The organism is Bacillus sp. FJAT-27251, assembly GCF_001273925.1.
Lineage (GTDB): Bacteria > Bacillota > Bacilli > Bacillales > Cytobacillaceae > Mesobacillus_B.
In genome coordinates this window covers 1,345,945-1,364,214 of record NZ_LIGG01000001.1, presented here as the reverse complement: position 1 = coordinate 1,364,214, position 18,270 = coordinate 1,345,945, and the positions used below count along the sequence as shown (strand labels likewise).

Genomic DNA, 18,270 nt, shown 5'->3' with positions numbered 1-18,270 from the left:
GTTATTTCAAATTAACCCGATTGCTCAGCTGAGTTTTAAAGCTGCCGAAGTTTGAGAGGTCTTGAACATGGCAAGAATGTTTATCTAAGAAATGAAAAAAGAAGCTTCCCGCAAGTTTTCTCGACTTATGGGAAGCCTCTTTTAGAGAGTTATGGCTCAAGCTTGTATGGTCTCATCATTTCATTATCTTCATGTTCCAGGATGTGGCAATGCCAGACGTACCCTGGTCCAGCACTTGTGTTAAACGGGTATGGCGACCCATCCTGTGAAGTAAACCGAACCAAAATTCGAGTGACTTGCCCCGGATTCATTTGGATTGTATCCTTCCATCCGCTTTCATTAGCCGGAGGCGGCAATTGGGGACCTGTTAAATAAGACTCGACTGGCAATTGTTTCGGTTCTGATTCGTAAGGGGGTTCTTCTCCACCGTTAAGTGCGATCCAGTCTCCCAAATACGTCCCGGTATCCATATCTTGCCGATTCTTAAGCAAGAATTGAACCAAATGAAGATGAATTGGGTGCGTATCACCTGTGGTGTTAACAATTTGCCACTCTTCCGTCGTTCCAGCTCTCGGTAATTCAGTAACTGGACTATCCCATGGTTGACCATTAAGCAACAGTTCTACCGGACCATTTGGACCCATTCGTTCAACTAATGTCAATGTTCTTGTTTTAGAAGGAGTTAAATCAGGAATTGTATTTAGAGTTGACGGCAGTACATTTGGCGATGTTGGTGTATCAGATATAACTGTGAATTGCATTACTTGGCCTGTATTTGGATCCGGTGCACTACCATCAGGAAAAGGTGCATTTGCATCGTTTGTCAGGATGAGCTGTGTTCCTGGAGCAAGCAAGGAAAAGTCAATGAGTACATCAGCCCTTTCCCCTGGAGCAATTAACAGTGAATTTAACTCCACCGGCTCAGGCAGATAACCTCCATCACTTCCAATCTGAGTAAATGACTGGTTGTTGGAAAGGGACAAATTATAGAAACGCGCATTGGACCCATTTAAAATTCGAAAACGGTATTGTCGAGGTTTCACATTGAGGTTTGGCCATACTTTCCCATTGACCACAATGGTATTACCAAAAAATTCAGGTACCCAGTATGGATGGATATCCGGATTCACGCCCACTTGATCATAGAAAAAAGAGCCGTCCTCATTAAAGGTGCGATCTTGAATCGCTAACGGGATTTCAAATTCACCGCTTGGCAGCAGCGGAGCAATCGGATCATACCGGTCTCTTAATAGATAAAAGCCGGCAAGCCCTGCCATTACGTTCAGGCGGGTAATCCCTAATGCATGGTCATGATACCAAAGGGTCGTTGGCTGCTGTTTGTTCGGGTAAGTGTACTTACGAGTAACAAATTCGGGACCTTTTATTCCATTGGCAGTAAACCATGTTTCAGGGTGACCATCATAAGCTGAGGGATTTTCACCGCCATGTAAATGAGTTACAATCGGAACAGGAGATTGTGCCTGAACGTATCCTGGCGGAAACGGATTAAAAGGCGGACCTTGTGGATGAAAGTCATTTGGGTTTGCCCAATGTAATGTGGGATCAACCGGAAACAAGTGGGGACCTTTAAGGTTATTGATCCATTCGACATGGACAGGTAACCCTCTAACTGCCTCAAACGTAGGTCCGGGGTAATTCTGAAAAAAGACCCGTTTTCCTGTTAATGGGTCCTTTACCTTCCCTCCATACCCCCACACAGTTGTTTTGGGAAACCCCTCTGGAAGAACCTGTTGCTGAAATTCATTCACCTCTACCTTGTACTTGTGCCCGATTACCTTACGCGACTTTTTTCCCCTAATTAGTTTTGGACTAAATGCAGGCGGGACCACCAGCTGATTTAAGAATTTTGGTATATCATTCGGATTGATCAATGTTTTTTCACTCCTTTCTATATCAGCAAATGGTGTTTAAAGTCTATTCGTAATAGGGAAATCGTTTATATTATTTAAATTAATTAAAATACCTACTCTGCCGATAATTCTTGTCGCCTATTTTAGCGCCAAGTAATAGGCATACTCTAACGGCCGTTGATAAATGGGAGCAATATCATTGTCATCATTTCCTGCTATTTTATGATACATGTTTTTTTGGGGCCTGCCATTCACTTCTATTATCCATATACGGCCCGCATTATCGATGGCCATATCAATTCCTATTTCTCCTAACACACCAATGTCTGCTTCTAATTTTCGAGCTGTTTTTATACTTGCTTCATATATTTCGTTTAACAATGGGTCTGTTTTTTTCAAATCGCTAGTTAATATTTTAAGCACTTCTTCCATCCTATAAATCTTCTCGCAATGGTTTGTAACAAAAAAGTTATATGGAGCTACCTTGCTAATTCCGTTTGTAACTTCCCAATTTCCACTTATACCCTTTTGCACTAATATTCTTAAATCCATCATTTTCCCATCTACTTTTGCCATCTGGATTTCTCTCTGAATAATAAAATCCTTTTGGCCAATCATCTCGGTCACCTTTTTAATCAACATTTTCTTATCGCTAAAGCTGTACATAGGCACTAAAGTATCTCGATAAATATTGACTATATGATTGTCTGTTAATTCTATTAAATAGATTTGTCCGCCAAGGGAACCATATGCAGGCTTCAATATTAACCGTCTTTCCTTATTTAACTGCTCCATTAATGTTTCTGGCTTAAATAAACATGTTTTGGGAAGATATTTATCTAATTTGGCATTCGACATTATGTTATAAATACGCCACTTATTAAAACGCGTAATCCAATTAAAACATTTGTTTTCACCAATATGTTTTTCCATTTCCCGTAATGTTTTTGCTCTTTTTCTATAGCAGCGGTTATAGACAGCATCAGGAAACCGAAACATGTTGGTTTTTAATTGATTGTTTCCTAAAGATACTCCTCTTATCTTGCGGTCAACCCATTCAATATCCTGTGGAGTAAAACAAAATAAGTCCATATTCAAACCGTTTTTAAAATTGTTATACAATTGTAAAGTTTTTTTTCGGTTCTTTCTGTTCATAACCATAATTCCGATTAATGGTAAATCACTCATGAAACACACCTGCTTTGTGTTTAACTTATAAAAAAATCATTTAGTTGTAATATATGACTGATAAATTTAAGCGTACTAGGTAAACGAACACAATTGTAAATAAAAAAAGCCTCACAAGAGTTCAGTGAACTTTTGTGAGGCTTTTTATGTCAGTAGATTAATTAAAAATGGTTATGCATCAAAGGGTAAAGGTGCTGGAAACACGACGTACAGCATTTTCAAATTACTCAAAGAATTCTTCAATTGGATGTCCACTGGCTATCATTTGAAAGTTCATTCATTCGATCAGAGGCATCGGGGTTAACTGAGCCATCGGGGTTAACCGATATATATACATTTTCAATATTAGGGTCAATTGATTTTGCTAGGTTTCCTATTCTTTGTGCAGTGTCCTTGGAAAGGTCCTTATTGTTATTATCAAGTTGTACAGCTACATAAGCATTATTATTTTTTATAGTAACACTAGACTGATTAACTTCATTCATTGAAACAACTTCAGCCTCAATTTGGCCTGCAAGCTTCGTCCTTTGTGTATCATTGTTGCCATTATTTGTATTAGTGAGATTGTTATCAGCTTCATTCCTATTGTTTGCTTTAGATCCATTAGGCAAATCATTACCAATATTATTGACCTTTGCCTGTTTATCACGATCCTGGACTGCGGTGTCATTCGTATCATCATTATTAACACCACAAGCTGATAGGAGCAAAGCTGTTAATGCAACGGAAACTATTGCTATTCGTTTCATAAAAACCCTCCTTTGCTTTACACCCTTTTATATTGCCACCACTTATTCTTCAGTATGCATGTGTTTTCAGCGACCCCGAACCATTCTCATGCTTCAGAAATTTCCCCATTTGGGGTAAGCGCCATTCATTTTTTTATTTTCAGAAGTGAAGATGTTTAACGAATTATTTCAAAACGGAAAGACATTATAGATAGCGAGGGAGAAATTTACAAAGTAAGGGAGATATTAAAATGATAAAAAGAATTATTACATTTTTTTTGACAGCAATACTCTTCATGTCTACGTTAGTTGTGCCTACTTTTGCGGCGGACGTTGGGACCCAAGGGAACAAGCCCTGGATGAACACCAAGCTCTCTGCTGCAAAGCGTACCGAGCTGCTTCTCGATGCGATGACAATCGATCAGAAAATGCAGCAAATCGTCATCTCGCGCTTCAATGAGAACGACACCGGTGAGACGGTCGTCATCAACAGGGGGGGTACCAGCAAATACCAGAACGGAGTATTCGAGCCCAAAGGCACTTTGCCAGGATGTGAGTGGCAGGACACCGGACGGCAAATCCAAGGGATCAAGGAACTGGGAATCCCCACAATCCGCATGACCAACGGCGGGACGGGTGTGAAGGGCGGATCGTGCGGCAATGACCCATTGGCGACGGGCCTGCCGTCCACCCTGGCCATGGCTGCGACTTTCAACCGTAAGCTAAACAATGAGGCCGGCCGAATCCTTGGAGAGGAGACCCGGGCCTTTGCACATCACGTGATGCTCGGACCGGGCATGAACCTCGTGCGTCACCCTTACAACGGCCGTAACTATGAGTACTTCAGTGAGGACCCATACCTGACGGGTATACTGGCGACCGAGCAGGTCAAAGGAATTCAGGCCCAGGGGGTTCAGGCTCAGCTTAAGCATCTGGCAGGCAACGAGCAGGAAACTGAGCGATGGACGATGGGTGTACAGGTTCCCTCTCGTGCCATGAATGAGCTGTATATGCTGCCCTTTGAGATGGCCGCTAAGGATGCGAATCCAGCTTCTGTGATGTGTTCGTTCCCGGATGTCAATGGCACTTTTGCCTGTGACAGTTCTGAACTGCTTCAGGATGCTTTGCGCAAAAAATGGGGCTTCAACGGTTATGTCATGAGTGACCGCCGCGCGATTCATAACACGGTCTCTGCTATTAAGGCAGGCACGAATGTCGAGCTCGACTGGGCACCGCAGTACTACACCCAGGATAAAATCAGGAAGGCCCTTGATTCTGGCCAGGTGACCGAGAACGACATCGACAATCTGCTTCGTCCACGGTACATCAAGATGATTGAATTTGGCCATATGGATAAGCCCTTTAACAAGTTCATGCCTGAAATCGTCGATTCAAAGGCTAATGGTACGAGCGCTCGGAAGATGGCCGAGGAAGGGGCCGTGCTGTTGAAGAACGAAAACGGCTTCCTGCCATTGGACGGCAAACCGAAATCGATTGCGCTGATCGGCGTCGAGTGGTTCGCAGGTACAGCCAAGATGTCCCCGCGCTCCATTCGGATAAACAACGAGACCGTCGTGACCCCTTACACGGTCACCCCGCAGCAGGGCTTGGAAAACGTTATTAAGGAGCTGGGCTACAACACCAAGGTGACGTACAATGATGGCCGTAACCCGCAGGCTGCTGCCAAACTGGCCTCACAGTCTGACATCGTGCTGCTCATGGTCGGCGACACCCCGGCTGAGACCATCGACCGCGAGACTCTCGGCTTCCCGGCCATCCCCCTCGACAAGAACCAAAAGAACTGGGTGAAGCAGGAACCGCTAATCGATGCAGTCCTGAAGGCAAACGCGAAGAACACTGCCGTGATCCTGAAGACCTCTGGTACGGTGCTCATGCCGTGGCTGGATCAGGTTCCTGCCGTACTCGAGGCGTGGTTCCCGGGCATGGAAGATGGCAATGCTGTCGCCAATCTGCTCTACGGGAAGGTCAATCCTTCCGGAAAGCTGCCTATGACGTTTGGTGCCAACGCGAGAGAGGCCGCTTTCGCAACCGAGAAGCAGTACCCAGGAACTCGTCAGAACACCGGAAAGACTGGTGGCCCGGGCCCGTATGGAAACGGTTCACAACAGTTGATCGCCCAGTACACCGAAGGCCTGCAGATGGGTTACCGCTGGTACGAGGCCAACAATGTAAAGCCGGCCTTCCCTTTCGGATTCGGTCTATCGTACACGACCTTCAAATATGACGGCCTCAAGGTGAAGAGGGTCCGCGGCAACAAAGGCTCGTTGTCCGGGGTTGACGTGACTTTCACCGTCACGAACACCGGTGACGTTGCCGGCAAAGAAGCGGCACAGGTCTATCTAACCCTGCCGGACGAGGCTGGGCAGCCGGCTAAGCGGCTCGTAAATTTTGAGAAGGTTGACCTTAAGCCAGGTGAGAGCAAGACGATGACATTAAGGATTAACCAGGCAGACTCCAATCACCCATTCTCCTATTTTATCCCGGCAGAGCCGGACAACCTGGCGAACTGGGCTGATGGAAAGTGGGCAACCGCTGACGGAAAGTACCGCGTACATGTCGGTGGTTCCTCGGCAGATACTCCGCTTGTAAAGGAGATTCCGTTGAACTTCAAACTCGAAAAGAATAACGGAAAAGGCAAAGGCAAGGGAAACGCTAAGTAATAGGCCCCTGATCATGGGATGATGCCGTTGGCCGGCAGAGGCCGTCAAAACATCCCAAAAGCGGTGAGCGAGCAGGCTCACCGCTTTTCTCCTTGTCTCCATGAGCGACGAGAAGGATGAATAATTTTTCAGTAAGGACGTGAGAAGTCATGAAGAAATCAGTTTGGAACAGCGGGCGAAGTTTGGCGAATTCGTGGTGGGTAGTTCTTGGCCTGGTAGTCCTCTTGACCGCATGCACCGCGAAGGAACCTGACAAGCCAGTCGAGAGCGAGGAAGCTGTGGAACAAGCCCCGGCCGAGCGCGGCGACTGGAAGGCCCCCGGCTTGGCGGACCGGTCCGGCAAGCCTATAGAGGTGCCGAAGCCGGGTCCGGCTACGGGCCGGACTTTGGACGTCACAGACTTCGGGGCAGATCCGGAACCCGACTCAAAAGATGACGCAGCAGCCATCAGGAAGGCCCTGGATGCGGCCGAACCGGGTGACGAGGTCTTAATGCCGGCTGGCACATATGACCTGCGCACCACTGACCCGGCCGATGAGTCGGCGAACATCGTGCTGCGCAGCGGCGTGGACCTGCGGGGCGAGGGTCAGGAGAGCACCGTGCTGCTGACCTCCTTTGACGGTGAGGATGACAGCAGGGTGATACGCGGCTCCGGTGTCCACGACGTCATCGTCGCTGATTTCACCATTACTTCCCGTTATAAGGAACCACTCGGCGATGACCCCGAAAACGGCAGCGCGGGTGGAGGACCTATGTACGGGATCTACCTCGGAGCTCACGAAGGGAAGGCCAGCTCCCGGATCATTGTAAAGAGTCTGGGCATACGCAGGTTCAAGCGCCACGGGATATCAGTCAAGGCCAGCCGTGAAGTGATTCTAACTGGAAACTCTTTAAGTGAGGCAACTGCCGTTGGTCCCGGGGGACAGGGCTATGGAATCGCTATCGAGGGCTCAGCGAATCAGCACGACCCAAATGCCGCCAACGATTCCCGACACAACGTCGTCATCGGCAATACCTTCGATGGCAGGCATCTGCGGCATGCCATTCTACTGCAGTTTCCCACGCACAATAATCTCGTGGCGGAGAACACCATCACCGGCAGCATCCTCGATGCCATCGACCTGCACGGCGAGGGTGAATACCTGAACGAGATCCGGGATAACACGGTCGTTGGCGGGCAGCGGGCGGGGATTGCACTCGGCAATTCCGGCGGGGCAAAGAACAAGCATGATGCCTCAGGTCCTGGAAACTGGGTGCATTCCAACGACTTGATTGGAAACCGTCAAGGAGTTCTCGTCATTCTGGGAACTCCTGACACCCTTATTGAGGACAACAGGATCACAGCTGGGGATGATTCGCGGGTCGGCATCGAGGTCCGTAATGCGCCAGGCACAAAGTTGCACCACAACCACATAACTGGAGGGACTGACAAGTTCTCGGCTATCCGCCTCATCAGGGACCGCGGTGCAGACGGACGGGGTAAAGGAATCCCGTCAGACATCAGGATCAAGGGCAACGTCATTCGACAGGCCGCCAATGGCATCAGGATCGATGCCGGGAAGAACCTCTGCGTAATAGAAAACGTTTTTGACGGCATTGAAGGAAACGAGTTGAGGGTGGCCGACGAGATAGACGTAAGCCAGGCTTGTCCATAAACATACAGATATTAATACGACAATGAATATCTATGCTCACATGACTGCCAATATGGAAGAAAAGGCCTCCCAACAGTTCTGTAAACTGATGGAAGGCCTTCCCCTATAGTTAACTTTTTGTCATAGGTCGCCTGTTTTTTATTAAACGAGGACAAATCCGAGGACAAAAAAGCATATTGTTATTTTAGACGTTGATATAACAAGGTTTCAAAACCCTTATTACATCATGCCGCCCATTCCGCCCATTCCGCCCATGTCAGGCATTCCGCCGCCTGCACCAGCTGGCTCCGGCTTGTCAGCGACAACTGCTTCAGTTGTCAGGAACATAGCCGCAACGCTTGCTGCGTTTTGAAGAGCAGAACGAGTAACTTTAGTTGGGTCAACGATACCAGCCTGGATCATGTTCACCCATTCGCCAGTAGCAGCGTTGAATCCTGTGCCGATTTCTTCGCGCTTCAGGCGGTCAACGATGACAGAGCCTTCAAGGCCTGCGTTGTGCGCAATTGTGCGCACTGGCTCTTCCATTGCACGCAGTACAATGTTGATACCAGTTTGTACATCGCCTTCAGCCTCAAGCTCAGCAACTTTGTTGTATACGTTCAGAAGGGCAACTCCACCGCCGGATACGATTCCTTCTTCAACTGCAGCGCGAGTTGAGTTAAGGGCGTCCTCGATGCGAAGTTTGCGCTCTTTCAATTCTGTTTCAGTAGCAGCACCAACTTTGATGACTGCAACGCCGCCTGCCAATTTAGCAAGGCGCTCCTGAAGTTTTTCACGGTCGAATTCGGAAGTTGTTTCTTCCAATTGAACGCGGATCTGGTTGACGCGTGCGCCGATTTGCGCGCTGTCTCCAGCACCTTCAACGATTGTCGTGTTTTCTTTGGAAACAACAACTTTCGCAGCGCGGCCAAGAGAGTCGATTGTTGCACTCTTGAGGTCGCGGCCAAGCTCTTCTGTGATGACTTCTCCGCCAGTTAGGGCAGCGATGTCTTCAAGCATAGCCTTGCGGCGGTCACCGAAGCCAGGAGCCTTGACAGCAACAGCGTTGAATGTTCCGCGAAGCTTGTTGACTACCAATGTAGCAAGGGCTTCCCCTTCAACATCTTCAGCAATCATCAATAATGGCTTGCCCTGCTGTACCACTTGCTCAAGTACAGGAAGGATTTCCTGGATGCTGGCAATCTTCTTGTCAGTGATCAGGATATATGGATTTTCAAGAACTGCTTCCATCTTGTCGGAGTCAGTTACCATGTATGGAGAAGCATATCCGCGGTCAAACTGCATACCTTCTACTACGTCCAGTTCAGTTGTGAACCCTTTGGATTCCTCGATTGTGATGACGCCGTCGTTGCCAACGCGTTCCATTGCTTCAGCAATCAGTTGGCCTACTTCTTCATCAGCTGAAGAAATGGCAGCAACCTGAGCGATGGATTCCTTGCCTTCGATTGGCTTGGAAATGGCTTTTAGTTCTGTAACTGCAGTGGCAACCGCTTTTTCAATCCCTTTGCGGATGCCCATTGGGTTTGCACCAGCTGTAACGTTCTTAAGGCCTTCACGGATCATGGCCTGTGCAAGTACAGTCGCAGTAGTTGTACCGTCACCGGCTACATCGTTTGTTTTGCTTGCTACTTCAGCAACAAGCTTCGCACCCATGTTTTCAAAAGCGTCTTCCAATTCGATTTCTTTTGCAATGGTTACACCATCGTTCGTAATAAGCGGGGAACCGAATTTCTTTTCAAGAACCACGTTTCGTCCTTTTGGTCCAAGAGTAACTTTCACGGCATCCGCAAGAGTGTCAACTCCGCGAAGCATCGCACGGCGCGCTTCTTCACTAAACTTAATCTCTTTAGCCATCGTATAAAAACCTCCTCGTGATTTTCGCTAATTTCTATTCTAATGTCCCGGGTAGCTTTATTCGCCTACTACTGCCAGGATGTCGCTCTCGCGCAGGATCAGGTACTCAGTACCCTGGTACTTCACTTCTGTACCACCGTATTTTGAGAAGATGATGCGGTCGCCAACGTTTACCTCCAAAGCAACGCGCTCTCCGCTTTCAAGAACACGGCCTGAACCTACAGCTACAACTTTGCCTTCCTGAGGCTTCTCTTTAGCTGAGTCAGGTAAAACGATACCGCTTGCAGTTTTTTCTTCAGACTCAACAAGCTCGATTACAATGCGATCACCTAATGGCTTGATCAAGTTAAACAACCTCCTCAAATAATATGTAATTTAATGGATTATTAGCACTCTCCTCAATTGAGTGCTAACACAATTTATATATTAAATAATCCCCCATTATTTTGCAAGCTTCAAGTTAAAATATTTTTCGATTTTTTCTGCCATATACAGTATAGGCCCATTTCCTTTTTTTAACCCTGGAAAGGCAAAAATTCCTTACAGCCTACCATTTGAACTTTGATATGTTTTATTGGAAAATAGAAGGATAGCCAAACAAAGGAGACTCAATACTATTGAAAAAGGAATACTGGTTCATTTTAATTGCTTATATTGCCATGCAGCTATCAAGCTTCATAGGCGTTCCGCTGTTTGTATTCATCGGCACGATGATGGGAATGGAATTGAATGAAATGCAGCTTCTCGCTGTACCATATTGGCTGGTCTTCAGCTTTTCGCTAACACTGGTCATCGTTATCCTTCTGCTGAGGAGGGAACCGCAAGCGGATCTGCGGGATGCTGCCGGCCCGTTCCGTTCAGTTATGTGGGGTGTTTTCGGTATTTTCCTGGCGTTGTTCGCCCAGAGCATGGCGGCAAGCATTGAAAATATGCTGGGGATTGAAATGGGCTCGGACAATACAGAACAAATCATCCGCCTGATTGAGCAGTTCCCGATTATCATCCTGGTCAGTTCCGTCCTGGGACCGATTTTGGAAGAAATTGTGTTCCGGAAGGTTATTTTCGGCAGCCTTCATAAGCGCTTCGGCTTCTTTTTATCAGCCCTGACCAGCTCAGTCATCTTCGCGCTGGCTCATTTTGAACCGGAACATGTGATCCTATACTCCGCCATGGGCTTTACCTTTGCCTTCCTCTATGTGAAAACCAAAAGGATCATCGTCCCGATTTTTGCCCATGTCGCGATGAACACCCTTGTCGTCCTGGTTCAATCTGTATTCCGCGAGGATTTGGAGAGAATGATTAAGGAAGCAGAACAAATTCAAGGCTTTATTGGAGGACTTCTATGAAACGCTCGCCTTTATTCTCAGGCATTGTCTATCTCATCCTTGGGCTTCTGTTCACCTATTTTGCCGTGCAGAATGTGAATGACCAAGGCTGGGGGTTCTTTTCCTACCTGCTGGTCGTGATTGCGACTTTCGACCTCGGGTCAGGCATCAGAATGATTCTTTTCCACTTTAAATTGAAAGCGATCCAGAAAAAGTAACCTGGATAAACGAAACAGCCAGTGGGCTTGCATGCGCACTGGCTGTTTTCCTATTCTTCCTCAGGCGATGGATAATGCTTAAGGAAGTAAATAAGGGACTGAAGTTCGACCGCCAGATCGATATGATGGATCCGGATGGATGGCGGCACATTGAGCCTTGCCGGAGTAAAATTGAGGATCCCTTTAATATTGGACTTGGCAAGCCTGTCGGTGATGGTTTGTGCAACCGCTGAGGGAATCGTCAGGATGGCTACCTGTATTTCCTGCTCAATGATCACTTTTTCAAGGTCATCCATGGAACAAACGCGCACATCGCCAATTTGTGTGCCAATTTTCTCTTCATCGACATCAAATGCGACTTCAATTTTGGTATTATTGTTTTTGGAAAAATTATAATGTAAAAATGCCGTACCGAGATTTCCCACTCCTATCAAGGCTACCTTGGTGGTTTCATCCTGATCGAGTGTCTTGCGGAAAAATGTCAGGAGATAGTTGACGTTATAGCCATACCCCTTCTTCCCCAAGGCGCCAAAATAGGAGAAATCCCTGCGAATGGTAGCCGAATCAACCTTGACCGCCTCGCTTAGTTCAGCGGATGACACTCTTTGTTTTCCTGAAGAATGCAGGTTTAGTAAAAAGCGATAGTACAGCGGAAGCCTTTTTGCCGTTGCCTGCGGAATTTTCATCGTCTCGTTTGACATTCTCCACCCCCCCTTCTATAACTGTCATTATCTCAATTTTTGTTCCCGGTTAAAATCGCCGTTTTTGCCGCCTGTCTTTTCGACAAGATATGTTTTGCCTATGACCATGCCCTTGTCGACTGCCTTGCACATATCATAAACAGTGAGAGCTGTAACAGAGGCGGCTGTTAACGCTTCCATTTCCACTCCCGTATTCCCTTTTGTTTTCACAGACGCGGAGATGTCCAGAATATATTCATCGGCTCTCGCTTCTTCCCATGAAAAAGAGATATCAATCCCTGTCAGGGGCAGCGGATGGCACATAGGAATGATTTCGGATGTTTTTTTGCATGCCATGATGCCGGCTACCTGGGCAACAGCCAAAACATCGCCTTTTTTCATTTTATTTTCATTTATTTTTTCATAGATTTCTTTATTTACAATGATGCTGGAACGGGCAATGGCCGTCCGCACACTTTCAGGTTTCGCACTGACATCGACCATCTTGGCCCTGCCTTCTTCATTAAAATGAGTAAACTCTGCCATTTTCTAGCTCCTTTCAACAAAACTATACACTATTTTGCCAATATTGTGTATGAACATTGTATCTATTTTCACATATTTGCATTCCTTTTCTCTGAAAAAAGCTCAAAAACCTCACCTTATTTGCCGGGATATACTCAATCAGGTACACTAAGGTTAAGCATTTGAGGTGAAAAATATGATTTTATTACAGGTAAATCAACTGACAAAATACTTTGCCGCAGAATTGATTTTATCAAATATTAAACTCGAGATACAGACACAGGATCGTGTTGCCCTCGTGGGACGCAATGGCGCCGGAAAATCGACGCTGCTGAAAATCATCGCTGGCCACTCCAGCTATGACAGCGGTGAAATCATCAGGCCAAAGGGCGTATCCATCGGCTATTTGGCCCAAAATACCGGCCTCGAATCCAGCAAGTCCATCTGGGAAGAGATGCTGACCGTTTTTAACGATCTTCGTAAAATGGAACAGGATCTCAGGAAGCTGGAAGGAGAAATGGCTGATTCCGGCACTTCCCCCGATAGCGCCCGTTATGAGCAGATCCTTAAGGAATATGACCTTTTACAGGTTCAGTTTAAAGACCTGGGAGGCTATCAATACGAAGCTGATATCCGGTCTGTTCTTCACGGGCTTCGTTTCGGCTCCTTTGATTATAACACGAAAATATCCACTCTGAGCGGCGGCCAGAAAACAAGGCTTGCTCTTGCCAAGCTCTTGCTGTCCCGTCCCGATATATTGATCCTGGATGAGCCGACCAACCACTTGGATATTGAGACCCTGTCCTGGCTGGAGCAGTATCTCCAGGGTTATCCAGGGGCGATTCTGATTGTTTCCCATGACCGGTATTTTCTTGATAAGGTTGTCAACCAGGTCTTTGAGCTGTCCCGCCATAAAATCACCAGGTTCCATGGGAATTACAGTTCCTATCTGGACCAGAAGGCTGAAAACTATGAACGGGATTTAAAATTGTACGAGAAGCAGCAGGATGAAATTGCCAAACTGGAAGACTTTGTCCAGCGGAACCTGGCCCGAGCCTCCACGACAAAACGGGCCCAGAGCCGGCGCAGGCAATTGCAAAAAATCGAGCGGATTGACCGCCCTGCCGGGGATGAAAAATCGGCTTCCTTCTCGTTTGATATTGAACGCCAAAGCGGCAATGACGTTTTAAAGGTGGACACCCTGGCGATTGGCTATGGAACTGAAAAGATTTCAGAGAACATTTCTCTTCGTATTAACCGGAGCGACAGCATTGCACTAGTCGGTCCCAATGGTGTTGGCAAATCGACGCTGTTGAAGACAATTGTCGATAAACTGCCGGCATTGGCAGGGGAAATCCAATATGGATCCAATGTTTCCATAGGCTATTATGACCAGGAGCAGGCTGAGCTTACATCCAAAAAGAAAGTTCTAAACGAGTTATGGGATGAATATCCCCTCAAACCGGAGAAAGACATTCGCACCGTGCTTGGCAATTTCCTGTTTTCGGGAGATGATGTCCTTAAAACTGTTTCCTCCTTGTCAGGTGGAGAAAAAGCACGCCTTGCACTGGCAAAACTGATGATGGAAAAGGCAAACTTCCTGATCCTGGACGAGCCAACGAACCATTTGGACCTGGACAGCAAGGAAGTGCTTGAAAATGCCCTGATCGACTATCCAGGCACAATCCTTTTTGTTTCGCATGATCGTTATTTTATCAACAGGATTGCCACAAAAGTGATTGAACTCCAAAGCTGTGCTGCCACTGAATATCTGGGAGACTATGATTATTATCTCGAGAAAAAACTGGAGCAGGAAGAACTTGAGGCATTATCAGCTCAAAAAAAGGTACCCTCTTCACCTGTTCCATCCGTAAAAACAAGTTATCAACAGGATAAGGAAGCGAAAAAGCTGGAACGCCAGCGCAAAAGACGAATCGAAGAAATTGAAGCTTCCATTGAAACCCTTGAGGCCGATGTCTCCCATTTCGAAGAACTCCTATGCGATCCGGAAATCTTCCAGGACCACCAAAAAGTGGCCGAGCTGAATGAAAAACTTGAGAGTTCAAAGCAGCAAATCGAGGCTCTGGTGGAAGAGTGGGCGGAGATTGCCGAATAAGAAAAGCGTAAGCGCTCGAGCTAGACAAAAATAAAATCCCGGGAACAGTCCCGGGATTTTTTTATTCACAGAGTTATTCACAAATAATCATGCTATCTTAGCGAGTTTTTAACTGTTTTCCACAATATCCACAAAAACACGCTTTTTTATCCACATTATCAACAATATCCTGTATTTATCAAGTGGTTATCCACAGAAATTTCTGTTAAACAGAAAAATTTCCTTATTAATCATTGTGGATAGTTATTTCCAGTCCCGGATTACCATTCAGGGTAAGGTCTGAACGCTGGCCTTTTTCATACATAACACTTCCGACGGCGGCAATCATGGCCGCGTTATCTGTGCATAAAGACAGCGGCGGGATAACCAGTTCAACGTTTTCCTGCTTTTTAAATTCTTCCTGCAAGGCGGTTCTTAGACCTTTATTGGCCGCTACTCCGCCAGCAAGCAATACTTGTTTCACCTTATACTCTTTTGCTGCCTGCACCGTTTTTGTGACAAGCACATCAATAACGCTGGCCTGGAAGCTAGCTGCAAGTGTTTCGGGTGCAATTTTTTCCCCGCGCTGTTCTGCATTGTGGACAGTGTTGATAACCGACGATTTTAAGCCGCTGAAACTAAAGTCATACGATCCCTGCTCAAGCCAGGCACGAGGAAGATCCAATTCGGGCTGTCCCTCATGAGCCAATCTGTCGATATGCGGACCGCCAGGGTATGGCATATTCAAAACCCTCGCCACTTTGTCATAGGCTTCCCCTGCAGCATCATCCCTTGTTTCGCCAATCACTTCAAAATGTCCATGCTCCTTCATGTAAACAAGCTCTGTATGGCCGCCTGACACGACCAGGGACAGGAGCGGAAACTCCATTTCCTTTACCAGCCTGTTCGCATATATGTGCCCTGCAATATGATGAACACCCAGCAGCGGGATATCATGGGCAAAGGCTAGTGCCTTAGCTGCATTTACGCCGATCAGCAAGGCACCGACAAGCCCTGGGCCTTCCGTTACGGCAATTCCATCTATCTCTTCCATTGCTGTGCCTGCTTGCTTCAGTGCCTCCTCTAATACAAGGGTAACCTGTTCGACATGGTGCCGGGAGGCAATTTCAGGCACAACCCCGCCAAACCTTTTGTGGCTTTCAATCTGGGAGGCTACCACATTGGCAATGATTTCCCTCCCGTTTCTAACAAGTGCCACTGCGGTTTCATCACAGCTTGTTTCTATACCTAATATCAACTGGTCTTTTTTCGATTTCATAGCTTCACCCACATTACTAATGCATCTTCCATATTATCCGTATAATATCTTTTCCTAATGGCCCCATCCTGAAATCCAAGCTTCCGGTACAGGGACTGGGCCCTGTCATTGCTGACCCTGACCTCCAATGTCATCGTTCGCACTCCCATCTTCCTTGCTATCTCCATCACTTTCCGCATAAGTGCTTCCCCAAGACCCATTCCCCGGAACTCGGGAAGCAGGGCAATGTTCGTGATATGTGCTTCATCCACAATGATCCAGGCACCGCAATAACCGGCTACCTCTCTTCCATGTTCGATCACCGTGTAAAGGGCAAAGCGGTTCTTGGTCAATTCATTATAAAAAGCCTCCCTGCTCCATGGCGTAGCAAAGGACTTGGACTCTATCTCATGGATTTTGTCGATATCATCGATTTCCATCTGTCGAAAAGCGATCGTTTTATTCATTGCCATCTTCCTATTAATTTATTGTTGTTTCTGCGACTCAAGCCATTTGGCTTCTGCTTCGGCTAGGCGGATATAATTTGGAACAAAAGTATGCGGATCTTCATCCTGCCTGTTTCGGCCCAAAAAGGCCAGTTCTGCCGGCCTTGGGTTATACTCGGTAATCTCTGCCATGATTGCCTTGTCACCTAATGCCTCTTTTATTACTTTTTGATGAAGAGGCAAGTCATTGCCAGAAAACAAAATGGGGGCATTCAGTTCCCTTAGCCTTTCTACCCAGTCTGCAGCCATGACCAACTGGTCTTCATAAACCGAAGCAATACTTCCGTTGCTGAATTGATACAAGCCAGAATATATCTGCCCCCTGCGTGCATCGAACAGAGGGGAAAGGTATCCATTAAAATACCGGCCCGAAGAAGCTGCCAGCACTTCGAGGCTCGAGACACCCGCAATCGGCTTATTCAGCGTCCAGGAAAGGGTTTTTGCTATCGTAACTCCAATCCTTACACCTGTATAGGAGCCTGGTCCTTTAGCGACTACGATTTTATCCAGGTCGGCGGGCTTGATTCCGCATTCCTTCATAAGTGTTTGAATTGCTGGCATCACCCGTACCGAATGGTTTTTTTTCAGGTTTGAAATGTATTCCCCCATAACCTGGGAATCGTCAATAAGGCCAATCCCAAGGACATAATTGGAGGTATCAATTGATAATATCTTCATAAAAAAAGCTCCTTACATAACTGTTCGTATCGTTGGCCTTTTGGTTCCGCTACGATTTTCCGGGTTCCTTCCTCACCGTGATACAAATGGAGGGTCAAAAGCTGTTCCGGAAGCTGGGCATCGATCAGATGCGCCCACTCCACAACGGTGACTCCTTCTCCCTCAAAATATTCTTCAAATCCCAAGTCCTCAGAAGAATCTACTCGGTACACATCCATATGGTATAAGGGCATTCTTCCCTGATATTCCTTAATAATCGTGAACGTCGGACTATTAACGTTCCTCTTAATGCCAAGTCCCTCGGCAAGCCCTTTTGTAAAAGTGGTTTTCCCTGCTCCCAAATCACCTTCCAGGGCAATTACATCTCCCGGCTTTAGCAGTTCAGCCAAGCGCTTGGACAAGGCTTGCGTATCTTCTTCAGACTTAGAAATAAATTCAAATGGCGCCATTGCTATATCACCTATATCCTTGTTTATCTATTTATTTTACCCTCATTTTAGCCGATAGAGTTCCCTAATACAAAAAAACCTTAGGATTCTCTCCTAAGGATAAAATGGACCTATATGTAGTGTACATGATTTTTTGAGGCCGGGCAAAAAAGAAAGTAAAATACCCTGGCAGGGGAAGTTAACAAAATAAAAAAAACGAAAGCACCGCTTCGTTCTCATGAATCTATTATTCTTTTAAAAATGGCGGTCCCGACGGGAATCGAACCCGCGATCTCCTGCGTGACAGGCAGGCATGTTAACCGCTACACCACGGGACCTTTCAGGAATGGATTATTGCGGGGGCAGGATTTGAACCTGCGACCTTCGGGTTATGAGCCCGACGAGCTACCGGACTGCTCCACCCCGCGTCGATAATATTCCTAATCCTATTCTATTCATAAACCTTTAAAAGGTGAATGAATATCAGCCTGGCAGCGTCCTACTCTCACAGGGGGAAACCCCCAACTACCATCGGCGCTGAGAAGCTTAACTTCCGTGTTCGGCATGGGAACGGGTGTGA

The 18,270-nt window shown here is 46.7% G+C and carries 16 protein-coding genes, 2 tRNA genes, 1 pseudogene and 1 other annotated feature; of the genes and pseudogenes, 6 read left to right on the top strand and 13 right to left on the bottom strand.

Annotated features, from left to right (window positions below):
• Positions 1-149: 149 nt before the first annotated feature.
• The 3 genes from ADU22_RS06455 to ADU22_RS06445 all read right to left on the bottom strand — a co-directional run bounded on the left by ADU22_RS06455 (position 150) and on the right by ADU22_RS06445 (position 3,808).
• Entirely contained in the window at positions 150-1,892 is a 1,743-nt protein-coding gene (locus ADU22_RS06455) for a multicopper oxidase family protein (RefSeq protein WP_231687848.1), read from the bottom strand.
• Between the two features lie 117 nt (positions 1,893-2,009).
• Entirely contained in the window at positions 2,010-3,059 is a 1,050-nt protein-coding gene (locus tag ADU22_RS06450; protein ID WP_053361411.1) for a YheC/YheD family endospore coat-associated protein, read from the bottom strand.
• 239 nt (positions 3,060-3,298) lie between these two features.
• The gene (locus ADU22_RS06445; RefSeq protein ID WP_053361410.1) at positions 3,299-3,808 is read right to left on the bottom strand and encodes a YhcN/YlaJ family sporulation lipoprotein; all 510 of its coding nucleotides are present in this window, start codon (positions 3,806-3,808) and stop codon (positions 3,299-3,301) included.
• Between the two features lie 230 nt (positions 3,809-4,038).
• Between ADU22_RS06445 and ADU22_RS06440 the strand changes: the two genes are divergently transcribed.
• The 3 genes and pseudogenes from ADU22_RS06440 to ADU22_RS25135 all read left to right on the top strand — a co-directional run.
• Positions 4,039-6,468 (top strand): beta-glucosidase, encoded by a 2,430-nt coding sequence (locus tag ADU22_RS06440; protein ID WP_053361409.1) that lies wholly within the window; start codon positions 4,039-4,041, stop codon positions 6,466-6,468.
• A 149-nt stretch (positions 6,469-6,617) separates the two neighbouring features.
• Positions 6,618-8,123 (top strand): right-handed parallel beta-helix repeat-containing protein, encoded by a 1,506-nt coding sequence (locus tag ADU22_RS06435; protein ID WP_053361408.1) that lies wholly within the window; start codon positions 6,618-6,620, stop codon positions 8,121-8,123.
• 1 nt (position 8,124) lies between these two features.
• Positions 8,125-8,232, top strand: a pseudogene (locus ADU22_RS25135) (integrase); the annotation flags it as partial.
• A 110-nt stretch (positions 8,233-8,342) separates the two neighbouring features.
• Here the strand turns inward: ADU22_RS25135 and groL are convergent.
• Together groL and groES are read right to left on the bottom strand one after the other, a co-directional pair.
• Positions 8,343-9,977, bottom strand: coding sequence for a chaperonin GroEL (groL, locus tag ADU22_RS06430; protein ID WP_053361407.1), 1,635 nt, complete (start codon positions 9,975-9,977; stop codon positions 8,343-8,345).
• Positions 9,978-10,034: 57 nt separating this feature from the next.
• Complete coding sequence (groES, locus tag ADU22_RS06425) at positions 10,035-10,322, bottom strand: co-chaperone GroES (RefSeq protein WP_046525609.1); 288 nt, start codon at positions 10,320-10,322, stop codon at positions 10,035-10,037.
• Positions 10,323-10,594: 272 nt separating this feature from the next.
• Here groES and ADU22_RS06420 point away from each other — a divergent pair, with 272 nt between their 5' ends.
• The gene (locus ADU22_RS06420) at positions 10,595-11,323 is read left to right on the top strand and encodes a CPBP family intramembrane glutamic endopeptidase (RefSeq protein WP_053361406.1); all 729 of its coding nucleotides are present in this window, start codon (positions 10,595-10,597) and stop codon (positions 11,321-11,323) included.
• Positions 11,320-11,520: a YdiK family protein gene (locus tag ADU22_RS06415; protein ID WP_053361405.1), complete on the top strand. Its 201-nt coding sequence runs from the start codon at positions 11,320-11,322 to the stop codon at positions 11,518-11,520. The genes ADU22_RS06420 and ADU22_RS06415 overlap by 4 nt, the downstream gene beginning before the upstream one ends.
• Before the next feature lie 50 nt (positions 11,521-11,570).
• Here ADU22_RS06415 and ADU22_RS06410 read toward each other — a convergent pair whose 3' ends face one another.
• Positions 11,571-12,221, bottom strand: coding sequence for a redox-sensing transcriptional repressor Rex (locus ADU22_RS06410; RefSeq protein WP_053361404.1), 651 nt, complete (start codon positions 12,219-12,221; stop codon positions 11,571-11,573).
• Between the two features lie 27 nt (positions 12,222-12,248).
• Positions 12,249-12,746, bottom strand: a complete 498-nt coding sequence (moaC, locus tag ADU22_RS06405; RefSeq protein WP_053361403.1) for a cyclic pyranopterin monophosphate synthase MoaC — start codon at positions 12,744-12,746, stop codon at positions 12,249-12,251.
• Between the two features lie 175 nt (positions 12,747-12,921).
• Between moaC and ADU22_RS06400 the strand changes: the two genes are divergently transcribed.
• Positions 12,922-14,841, top strand: coding sequence for an ABC-F family ATP-binding cassette domain-containing protein (locus ADU22_RS06400; protein ID WP_053361402.1), 1,920 nt, complete (start codon positions 12,922-12,924; stop codon positions 14,839-14,841).
• A gap of 226 nt (positions 14,842-15,067) precedes the next feature.
• Here ADU22_RS06400 and tsaD read toward each other — a convergent pair whose 3' ends face one another.
• From tsaD to ADU22_RS06370, 6 genes are all read right to left on the bottom strand, one after another.
• Positions 15,068-16,099: a tRNA (adenosine(37)-N6)-threonylcarbamoyltransferase complex transferase subunit TsaD gene (gene tsaD, locus ADU22_RS06395; RefSeq protein WP_053361401.1), complete on the bottom strand. Its 1,032-nt coding sequence runs from the start codon at positions 16,097-16,099 to the stop codon at positions 15,068-15,070.
• On the bottom strand, positions 16,096-16,545 hold the full coding sequence (gene rimI / locus ADU22_RS06390; RefSeq protein WP_053361400.1) for a ribosomal protein S18-alanine N-acetyltransferase: 450 nt from the start codon (positions 16,543-16,545) through the stop codon (positions 16,096-16,098). Before rimI ends, tsaD begins: the two co-directional genes overlap by 4 nt.
• Positions 16,546-16,563: 18 nt before the next feature.
• Complete coding sequence (tsaB, locus tag ADU22_RS06385) at positions 16,564-17,262, bottom strand: tRNA (adenosine(37)-N6)-threonylcarbamoyltransferase complex dimerization subunit type 1 TsaB (protein WP_053361399.1); 699 nt, start codon at positions 17,260-17,262, stop codon at positions 16,564-16,566.
• Entirely contained in the window at positions 17,259-17,711 is a 453-nt protein-coding gene (gene tsaE, locus ADU22_RS06380; protein ID WP_053361398.1) for a tRNA (adenosine(37)-N6)-threonylcarbamoyltransferase complex ATPase subunit type 1 TsaE, read from the bottom strand. Before tsaE ends, tsaB begins: the two co-directional genes overlap by 4 nt.
• A 241-nt stretch (positions 17,712-17,952) precedes the next feature.
• Positions 17,953-18,028, bottom strand: a tRNA-Asp gene (locus ADU22_RS06375).
• Positions 18,029-18,044: 16 nt separating this feature from the next.
• Positions 18,045-18,118: transfer RNA gene (locus ADU22_RS06370), tRNA-Met, on the bottom strand.
• Between the two features lie 68 nt (positions 18,119-18,186).
• Positions 18,187-18,270, bottom strand: a sequence feature (5S ribosomal RNA rRNA prediction is too short).

Excerpts from the sequence above, each read along its gene's own strand:
- ADU22_RS06450 (WP_053361411.1), bottom strand. The coding sequence starts at position 3,059 with ATGAGTGATTTACCATTAATCGGAATTATGGTTATGAACAGAAAGAAC.
- ADU22_RS06445 (WP_053361410.1), bottom strand. The coding sequence starts at position 3,808 with ATGAAACGAATAGCAATAGTTTCCGTTGCATTAACAGCTTTGCTCCTA.
- ADU22_RS06440 (WP_053361409.1), top strand. The coding sequence starts at position 4,039 with ATGATAAAAAGAATTATTACATTTTTTTTGACAGCAATACTCTTCATG.
- ADU22_RS06435 (WP_053361408.1), top strand. The coding sequence starts at position 6,618 with ATGAAGAAATCAGTTTGGAACAGCGGGCGAAGTTTGGCGAATTCGTGG.
- groL (WP_053361407.1), bottom strand. The coding sequence starts at position 9,977 with ATGGCTAAAGAGATTAAGTTTAGTGAAGAAGCGCGCCGTGCGATGCTT.
- ADU22_RS06415 (WP_053361405.1), top strand. The coding sequence starts at position 11,320 with ATGAAACGCTCGCCTTTATTCTCAGGCATTGTCTATCTCATCCTTGGG.
- ADU22_RS06410 (WP_053361404.1), bottom strand. The coding sequence starts at position 12,221 with ATGTCAAACGAGACGATGAAAATTCCGCAGGCAACGGCAAAAAGGCTT.
- moaC (WP_053361403.1), bottom strand. The coding sequence starts at position 12,746 with ATGGCAGAGTTTACTCATTTTAATGAAGAAGGCAGGGCCAAGATGGTC.
- ADU22_RS06400 (WP_053361402.1), top strand. The coding sequence starts at position 12,922 with ATGATTTTATTACAGGTAAATCAACTGACAAAATACTTTGCCGCAGAA.
- tsaD (WP_053361401.1), bottom strand. The coding sequence starts at position 16,099 with ATGAAATCGAAAAAAGACCAGTTGATATTAGGTATAGAAACAAGCTGT.
- rimI (WP_053361400.1), bottom strand. The coding sequence starts at position 16,545 with ATGAATAAAACGATCGCTTTTCGACAGATGGAAATCGATGATATCGAC.
- tsaB (WP_053361399.1), bottom strand. The coding sequence starts at position 17,262 with ATGAAGATATTATCAATTGATACCTCCAATTATGTCCTTGGGATTGGC.
- tsaE (WP_053361398.1), bottom strand. The coding sequence starts at position 17,711 with ATGGCGCCATTTGAATTTATTTCTAAGTCTGAAGAAGATACGCAAGCC.